Origin of the sequence: Longispora sp. NPDC051575 (assembly GCF_040681875.1) — a bacterium.
Lineage (GTDB): Bacteria > Actinomycetota > Actinomycetes > Mycobacteriales > Micromonosporaceae > Longispora.
The window spans coordinates 23,064-31,203 of sequence record NZ_JBFAZP010000026.1 but is presented as its reverse complement, the minus strand read 5'-3'; the positions used below and the strand labels follow the sequence as shown (position 1 = coordinate 31,203).

At 75.0% G+C, this 8,140-nt stretch carries 8 protein-coding genes; 5 read left to right on the top strand and 3 right to left on the bottom strand.

Annotated elements, in window-relative coordinates; genetic code table 11:
* On the bottom strand, positions 1-247 hold a 247-nt coding region (locus AB0M43_RS38835), incomplete at its 3' end, for a glycosyltransferase (protein WP_363732748.1).
* 208 nt (positions 248-455) lie between these two features.
* Here AB0M43_RS38835 and AB0M43_RS38830 point away from each other — a divergent pair.
* From AB0M43_RS38830 to AB0M43_RS38810, 5 genes are all read left to right on the top strand, one after another.
* Positions 456-1,484 (top strand): NAD-dependent epimerase/dehydratase family protein, encoded by a 1,029-nt coding sequence (locus AB0M43_RS38830; protein ID WP_363732745.1) that lies wholly within the window; start codon positions 456-458, stop codon positions 1,482-1,484.
* 5 nt (positions 1,485-1,489) lie between these two features.
* Positions 1,490-2,626 (top strand): molybdopterin-dependent oxidoreductase, encoded by a 1,137-nt coding sequence (locus AB0M43_RS38825; RefSeq protein WP_363732742.1) that lies wholly within the window; start codon positions 1,490-1,492, stop codon positions 2,624-2,626.
* Positions 2,623-3,051 (top strand): hypothetical protein, encoded by a 429-nt coding sequence (locus AB0M43_RS38820; RefSeq protein ID WP_363732740.1) that lies wholly within the window; start codon positions 2,623-2,625, stop codon positions 3,049-3,051. The genes AB0M43_RS38825 and AB0M43_RS38820 overlap by 4 nt, the downstream gene beginning before the upstream one ends.
* On the top strand, positions 3,044-4,447 hold the full coding sequence (locus tag AB0M43_RS38815; protein ID WP_363732738.1) for a glycosyltransferase family 87 protein: 1,404 nt from the start codon (positions 3,044-3,046) through the stop codon (positions 4,445-4,447). The genes AB0M43_RS38820 and AB0M43_RS38815 overlap by 8 nt, the downstream gene beginning before the upstream one ends.
* A gap of 99 nt (positions 4,448-4,546) precedes the next feature.
* Positions 4,547-4,777, top strand: coding sequence for a DUF6289 family protein (locus AB0M43_RS38810; RefSeq protein WP_363732737.1), 231 nt, complete (start codon positions 4,547-4,549; stop codon positions 4,775-4,777).
* A gap of 82 nt (positions 4,778-4,859) precedes the next feature.
* Here the strand turns inward: AB0M43_RS38810 and AB0M43_RS38805 are convergent, their stop codons facing one another.
* Both AB0M43_RS38805 and helR read right to left on the bottom strand, forming a co-directional pair.
* The gene (locus AB0M43_RS38805; RefSeq protein ID WP_363732736.1) at positions 4,860-5,858 is read right to left on the bottom strand and encodes a GNAT family N-acetyltransferase; all 999 of its coding nucleotides are present in this window, start codon (positions 5,856-5,858) and stop codon (positions 4,860-4,862) included.
* 133 nt (positions 5,859-5,991) lie between these two features.
* A complete protein-coding gene (gene helR / locus AB0M43_RS38800) occupies positions 5,992-8,136 on the bottom strand; it encodes an RNA polymerase recycling motor ATPase HelR (protein WP_363732735.1) in 2,145 nt (714 codons plus the stop codon).
* Positions 8,137-8,140: the final 4 nt, after the last annotated feature.

Here is an 8,140-nt window from a genome sequence, read left to right as displayed (position 1 = left end):
CGTCGGCGTCCAGGAAGCACACCACCTCGGACGTGGCCGCCTCCAGTCCGGCGTGCGCGGCGGCGCCGAAGCCGCGTCGGGGCACGTGCACGACGTGGGCGCCGTACTCGGCGGCCAGCAGCGCGGAGCCGTCGGTCGAGCCGTTGTCGGCGACGATCGCGCGGTAGCCGACAGGGAGCCGGGTCAACACCCAGGGCAGTGCCTGCGCCTCGTTGAGGCACGGCAGGATCACATCCACCATGGGCATGACCGTACGGCTGTGAGCTGCGCGGGGACCTTACGAACCGGAAACGCCACGCCCACCTTACGAGGCGGTTACCGGACTTGACGCCCAGCCTGACTTGTGCCGTTCGACCGTTTCTTACGAAGCCGTGACACCCGCCCGTCACACGCGCCCGCGGCCCGTCCCGGGGCCTACGGTCACCGGAGACGTCCGCAGAACACAGGTGGTGACCATGCACGTGCTAGTGACCGGCGGGGCCGGTTTCATCGGCTCCCAGGTGGCCTCCGCGCTGCGCGCCGACGGCTGCGAGGTGTCCGTCCTCGACAGCCTGCACCCCGCCGCGCACCGGCCCGGCCCGGCACCCGGGGGCGTCACCGTCGGCGACGTCCGGGACCGGACGGTGGTGCGCGCCGCGCTGCGCGGGGTGGACGCGGTCGTGCACCAGGCGGCACTCGTGGGCCTGGGACTGGACCTGTCGGACCTGCCGGAGTACGTGGGCTGCAACGACCTGGGCACGGCGGTGCTCCTGGCCGAGATGGCCGCCGCCGGGGTACGCGACCTGGTGCTGGCGAGCTCCATGGTGGTCTACGGCGAGGGCCGCTACACCTGCGCGGCACACGGCCCGTCCCGCCCCGGCCCGCGCACCGTGGCCGACCTCGACGCCGGCCGGTTCGAGCCGGCCTGTCCCCGCTGCGGGGAGGCGCTGGCCTGGGAGCTGGTCGACGAGGACGCGCCCGTCGACCCGCGCAGCGTGTACGCGGCCACCAAGCTCGCCCAGGAGCATCTGGCCTCGGCGTGGGCGCGCGGCTGCGACGGCCGGGTCGCCGCGCTGCGCTACCACAACGTGTACGGCCCCGGCATGCCCCGCGACACCCCCTACTCCGGCGTGGCGGCGATCTTCCGCTCCGCGCTGGAACGCGGCGAGGCGCCGAAGGTCTTCGAGGACGGCGGCCAGACCCGCGACTTCGTGCACGTCACCGACGTGGCGGCCGCGAACGTGGCCGCGCTGCGCGGACTGCGGGCCGGCTTCCGGGCCTACAACGTCTGTTCGGGGCGGCCGAGCACCGTCGGCGACGCGGCGGCGGCCCTCGCGGAGGCGTTCGGCGGCCCCGCCCCGGTCACCACCGGGCAGTACCGGCTCGGCGACGTCCGGCACGTGGTCGCCTCGCCGCGACGGGCGGCCGAGGAGCTGGGGTTCACGGCGGGCGTGGATCCGGCGGCGGGGATGCGGGAGTTCGCCGCCGCCCCGCTGCGCGGGTGAGAGCCGTGTGGCCCCCGCGGCTGCGGGTCGGCCCGTTCCGGCGCGGGGCGTTCACCTCCCGGCTCCGGTCACCGCGCCTGACCAGCCAACTCGGCCTGCTGCTCGCCGTCGCGTTCGGGGTGTGCTTCCTGACCGGGCTGCTCAGCCATCTCATCCAGCACCCGCCGTCCTGGTTCTGGTGGCCGTCGCGCCCGGTGTGGCTGTACCGGGTCACCCAGGGCCTGCACGTCGCGACCGGACTGGCCGCCGTGCCGCTGCTGGCCGCGAAGCTGTGGTCGGTGTTCCCGAAACTGTTCGCCTGGCCGCCGTTCCGCGACCCCGTCCACGCCCTGGAGCGCCTGTCGGTCCTCGTACTGGCGTCCTCGGCCCTGTTCCAGCTCGTCACCGGGGTGCTGAACATCGCCCGCTGGTACGACCCGATGCCGTTCGGGTTCATCGCCGCGCACTACTGGACCGCGTGGCTGGCCATCGGCTCCCTGCTGGTGCACATCGCCGTGAAGCTGCCGATCGTGCGCCGGGCGCTGGGGGCCACGCCCCGGCCGACTCACGGCGACGGACTCAGCCGGCGCGGACTCCTGGCGGCGGTCGGCGCCACGGCGGCGGCCGTCACCGTGGCCACCGTCGGCCAGACCGTGCGACCGCTGCGGGACCTGTCCGTGCTGGCTCCGCGCCGCCCCGACACCGGTCCGCAGGGCCTGCCGGTGAACACCTCGGCCGCCGCCGCGCGGATCGTCGTACCCGTCGACTTCCGGTTCCTGCTCGTCGGCCCGCGCGCCCGGCACGCGTTGAGCCTGGCCGACCTGGCCGCGCTGCCCCAGCACACCGTGTCGCTGCCCATCACCTGCGTGGAGGGGTGGAGCGCCGACGCGCGGTGGACCGGGGTGCGCGTCGCGGACCTGCTGGCCCTGCTCGGCGAACCGGGTGCGACTGTGCTGGTCGAGTCGTTGCAGGCCGACAGCCCCTACCGGTCGTCCACCCTCGCCCCGCCGCACGCCCGCGACCCGCTGACGCTGTTGGCGCTGCGGCTCAACGGCGAGGTGCTGCACCCCGACCACGGGTACCCGTGCCGGCTCATCGCGCCCAACCGACCGGGTGTCCTGCAGACCAAGTGGGTGTCCTCGATGACGGTGGTGTCCCCGTGATCCGCGGAGCCCTGCTGGCCGTCGGCGTGCTCGTCATCGGGTACGCGGTCCTCGGCGTCCTCACCGACCCGGCGGCCCGGCCGGTCGGCCAGGCGGTGTTCCTCGCCGGTGTCCTCGCGGCCCACGACCTGGTGGTGATGCCGGTGGCGCTCGGGGTGGGCTGGCTGCTCAGCCGCGTGCTCCCGGGCCGGGTGCGCGGGCCGGTCCAGGTCGGACTGTTCGCCTCGGCCGTGCTCACCGCCGTCGCCCTGCCCTTCCTGATCGGCAACGGGCATCCGCCGGACAATCCCTCGGCGCTGCCGCTGGACTACGGCCGTGGTCTGGCCGTCGCGCTGGGCGTGGTGTGGGCGGCGGTCGTCGTGGGGCTGGGCTACCGGCTCGCGCGCACCCCGCCGCGTTCCCCGTCCGGGCGCGCCGATGACTGAGCGTCCCCGGCGCGGGCGGCCGTGGGCGGTGGGCGCCGGGACCGCCGTCGGGGTCCTGGCCGTCCTGGCGTGGCTGACGACGTCCTCGCCCGGCTGGGTGACCCAGCCGGTGACGGTGTCCCTCGTCGGCCTGTCCTGGGTGGTGTTCGGCGCGGCCGTGTGGCTGCTGCGGCGCGCGCCCCGCAGGACGGCGGTGGCGCTGGTCCTGCTGGGCGGGCTGGCGCTGCCGGTCCTGGCCGCGTTCGCCCCGCCGCGCAGCAGCGACGACCTGTACCGCTACCTGTGGGACGGCCGGGTGCAGGCCTCAGGAGTCGACCCCTACGCCCACCCGCCCGCCGACCCGGCGTTGGCCGGCCTGCGCGACGGGTTCCTGTGGCCGGCGGACGGGCCGTGGTGCCTGTCGGGCGGCGACGTGTGCACCCGGATCAACCGGCCGACCGTGCCCACCATCTACCCGCCCGTCGCACAGGCGTACTTCCTCGGCGTGCACGTGCTGTCGCCCGCCGGCAGCCGTACCCGGCCGATCCAACTGGCCGCCGCGCTGATCGCCGCCGCCACGACCCTCCTGCTGGTCCGCGCGCTGCCCCGGTTCGGGCTGGATCCACGGTGGGCGGCGCTGTGGGCCTGGTGCCCGACGGTGTTCCTGGAGGCCGGCAACAACGGACACGTTGACGTGCTGGCGGCGGGCCTGGCCGGTGCCGCGCTGACGGTGCTCGCCGGGGCGCGCACCCGGGGCCGCACCGTGTGGGGCGGGGTGCTGCTCGGGTTGGCCGTCGCCGTCAAGCTCACCCCGGGGCTGCTCGCCCCGGCCCTGCTGCGCCGCCGGCCGGTACTCCTCGCGCTGGTGGCCGCCGGGACCGTCGCGCTGGGCTACGCGCCCCACGTCTGGGCGGTCGGGGCGGACGTGCTCGGCTACATCCCCGGATACCTCACCGAGGAGGGCTACGCGAACGGGCAGCGCTTCGCGCTCCTGACCCTCGTGCTGCCCGCCGGGTGGGCCCCGGTCGCGGCCGGCGTCCTGCTCGTCGCGGCCGGGGCGTGGACCGCGCTGCGGTCGGACCCGGACCGACCGTGGGACGCGGCGGTCGTCATGGTCGGGGCCGCCCTGCTCGTCGCCACCCCCGGCTACTCCTGGTACGCGCTGCTGCTCGTCCTGCTCGTGGCCCTGTCGGGGCGCCCCGCCTGGCTGACGGTGGCCGCCGCGGGTCACCTCGCCCTGTACGCCGCCGACCTGGGCCTGTCCCCGCTCGCCGGTCAACGGCTCGGCTACGGGCTCGCGGCGGTCGCGGTCCTGGTCGCGGCAGTCGTACGGCGGCGGCGCGCGCCCGTGGCCGACCCGGGCGAGGGCGGGCAGGGCCCCGCGCCCCACCTGCCACCGTCGCACCGGGCCGGGTGAGCGTCTCCTGGGACGTAGCTCCCGGCCCTTGTTGTCCACAGTGGTAATACATGAGACGCTGCACATCACACCTCACCACCTGAGAAACGAGGCAACATCATGGTGCGTCGCATTCTGCTCGCGCTCGCGCTGGCCGCCGGAGCGGTCGCCGCCTCCGCCGAACCCGCACAGGCGGGCGCCTGCTCCTGGGGCTACACCTGCGACACGGTCTGGTACTCCGACGCCACCCGCACCACCCCGGTCGGCGGCAAGCGGGAGTTCTGCGAGGGCGACACCCAGGGCTGGGGCGTCCGGTCCGGCTACCAGACCTGGACCTCGCGGGCCTGCTGACGACGCACGGGGGCCGCGCCACGGACGGATCCGGCAGCGGTGCGGCCGGCGCCGACCCGGTGCGGCCCGCGCGAGCCCGGCGCTACAGGCGCAGTTCCACGGCGTGCATGGTCTCCACCGGGCGGAAGCCGAACCGCTCGTTGATCGACCGCATCGCGTCGTTGACCTGGGCGGTCCAGGTGTGCACATACCCGGTCGCCGGGAAGTGCTCGGCGAGCAGCCGCAGGTTCGCGGCCTTGGCCAGGGTGCCCAGCCGGTGGCCGCGGTGCGCGGTGAGCACGAAGGTGTCGTCCTGGAAGGCGGAGCCACCGTCCGCGGCGACGTACATCATCGTGTACGCGGCCGGCGCGCCCGCCGGGTCCAGCACCATCGTGGTCACCATGCCGTAGCCCTGCGCCAGGCTGCGGGTCTGCCCGGCGGTGAGCCGTTCGGCGTCGTAGGCGACGGGCTCGCGGTCCAGGTCGCCGCTGGGCACGTCCCGCTGCATCTGGTTGTGCAGCCGGACGAGGTCGTCGACCCGCGCGGCCGGAACGACCCCGGTCCAGCTCAGCGCCCGGTACCCGGCGGAGCGCTCGGCGCCCTCCCGCTCCCGGGCGGCCAGGTCCGCGTCGGCCAGGGGCAGGTCCAACAGCAGGCGCTGCTCGGTGTGCTGGCTGACGAACCCCCGGGCCAGCGCGAACCGCCCGCCCGGGCTGTCGGCGAGTTCCCCGGTCACGTTGACCTCGTTGCCGACCACCGTCCGGCCGGCCAGCCGGGCCTCGGCGAGCCCCCGCTCGAACAGCGCCGCGCCGACGCCCCGCCCCCGGTGCTCCGGCGGCACGTTCACGTCCACGCCGGCCAGGTGGGTGTTGTCCTGGCGCGACAGGGCCAGCAGCAGCGTGCCCAGGCACCGCCCGCCCTCCCAGGCTCCCCAGGCCCTGCGGTCGGAGTTCGGGTTGGTGCTGTTGGTGCGCAGGCCTGTGAGCAGCGAGAGCTCGCCGATCACCGGGGGTGCGGTCCGCCCGGCGGCGCAACCGGCGTACATGGCGGCGTACCAGGTGCCGGCCGAGGGGTGGTGCGGATCGAGCGCGAGGATCTCCATCCGACCACGATCACGAGCCGGGCGACGGGACGCAAACGGAATACCGACGGCTTCGGTGGCGAATCCACCGGTACCCCCTACTCGTCCGACGCCGTGCCGGGTACTCCGGGCGCCCCCGGAGTACCCGTCGTCGTCATCCGCTCGTGAGAATGACGAGCCGCCGCGTCGCCCGGGTCATCGCGACATACCGGTCCACGGCCCCCTCGATGCCGGTGCCGAACTCTTCCGGGTCCACGAGCACGACCAGGTCGAACTCCAGCCCCTTCGACAGCTCCGGCGCCAGCGACCGGACCCGCGCCGTCGCCGGGAACGTGGGATCGCCGATCACGCAGGCCGTCCCGTCGGTGTTCTCCGCGAGCCAATCCGCCAGGATGGCGTCGCGCTCCGACGCCGGTGCGCGCAGGACGGGGACGTCGCCGGTCCGGATGGACGTCGGCACGTTGGCGTCGGGCAGCACGGCCCGGATCACCGGCTCGGCCTCCGCCATGATCTGGGCCGGCGTCCGGTAGTTGACGCTCAGGGCGGCCATGGTGACCCGGTCGATCCCGACCCGTCCGAGCCGCTCCCGCCACGACTCGGTGAAGCCGTGCCGGGCCTGGGCGCGGTCCCCGACGGTGGTGAAGCTCCGCGACGGGCAGCGCAGCAGCAGCATCTGCCACTCCGCGTCCGTCAGCTCCTGGGCCTCGTCCACGACGATGTGCGCGAACGGTCCCGCGAGCTCGTCGAGTTCGGTCCGCACCGGCGCGTCCTCGTCGACCATGGCGGCCTGCACGTCCCGGCGCAGGTTCACCATCGGTTCGCGGCTGTCCTCGGCGGTGAGCAGGTCGTCGACGACCCCGCGCATCCGTTCGCGTTCCGCGGCGGCCTCGGCGGCGCGCCGACGTCGCCGCACCGCCTCCTCCGGGTCGCCGAGCCGCTGCCGGGCCGCGTCCAGGAACGGCAGGTCGGCCACCGTCCAGGCCCGGGCGTCCGCGCGGCGCAGCGTCCGGACCTCCTCGGCGCTGAGCCAGGGGGCGCACCGGCGCAGGTAGGCGGGGACCGACCACAGGTCCGCGACGAGATCGGCCGCCTCCAGCAGCGGCCACGCCCGGTTGAAGGCCGCGCGCAGGTCCCGGTTCCGGACCAGCGACGCGCGGAGCAGTTCGGGCGCCGCGTCGCCGTCGTGCCGGTCCATCAGGATCGTGAGCAGTTCCGCCCAGATCTGGTCGCGCGCCTCGTTGTGCGGGGTCCCCGGATCCGGCGCCGCGAACGCCTCCGCCCAGTCGGCGGCCGTCAGCCGGATGTCGGACCAGTCGGTGCCGACGGTCATCGGGGTGGTGGGCGGCTCCTCGTAGAACCGGGCGGCGGCCTCGATCACGTCCGGCACGTTCGCCGTGGACTTCAGGCGGGCCACCTCCGGGTCGGTCTCCGCGACCGCCGTGGCGCCCTCGGTGACGAGGTCGCGCAGGGTGCAGGTCCGCACGCCCTCCTCGCCGAGGCTGGGCAGCACGTCGGCGACGTAGGCCAGGTACGGCTCGTGCGGGCCGACGAACAGCACCCCGCCCCGGCGGTGGTCGAGGCGCGGGTCGGAGTAGAGCAGGTAGGCGGTGCGGTGCAGGGCGACGACCGTCTTGCCGGTACCGGGGCCGCCGTCGACCACGAGGGCGCCGCTGGAACCCGCGCGGACGATGGCGTCCTGGTCGGCCTGGATGGTGCCGAGCACGTCGCGCATCCGTTCCGACCGGTGCGCGCCCAGGCTGGCGATGAAGGCGGACTGGTCGTCGAGCGCGGCGGCGTGCCCGGTGAACCCGTCCGGGGTGAACACCTCGTCCCAGTAGTCGGTGATCCGGCCCCGGGTCCACCGGTACCGGCGGCGGCTCGTCAGGCCACCCGGGTTGCCGTGGGTGGCGCCGAAGAAGGGTTCCGCCGCCGGCGAGCGCCAGTCGAGCAGCAGCCGGCGGCCGTCGCTGTCGGTGAGGCCGAGCCGGCCGATGTAGACGGGTTCCGGATCGTCCCCGCCGACGATGTGCCCGAGACACAGGTCCACCCCGAAGCGACGGAGGGTACGCAGCCGGGCGGTCAGCCGGTGGATCTCCAGGTCCCGGTCCAACGCGGCCTGCCCCTCCCCGCCGGGGGCCCTCCGGGCCGCGTCCAGGCGGTCGGACAGGTCGGCGATCGACTGTTCGAGGCTCTCGGCGAGGGCCGCGAAGTGCCGCTCGTCGACGGCGGTCAGCGCCGGGTCGGCCTTGGCCGCGAGGTGGTCGGGGAGGTCGAACACGCTGGTGGTCACGGGATTCATGGCA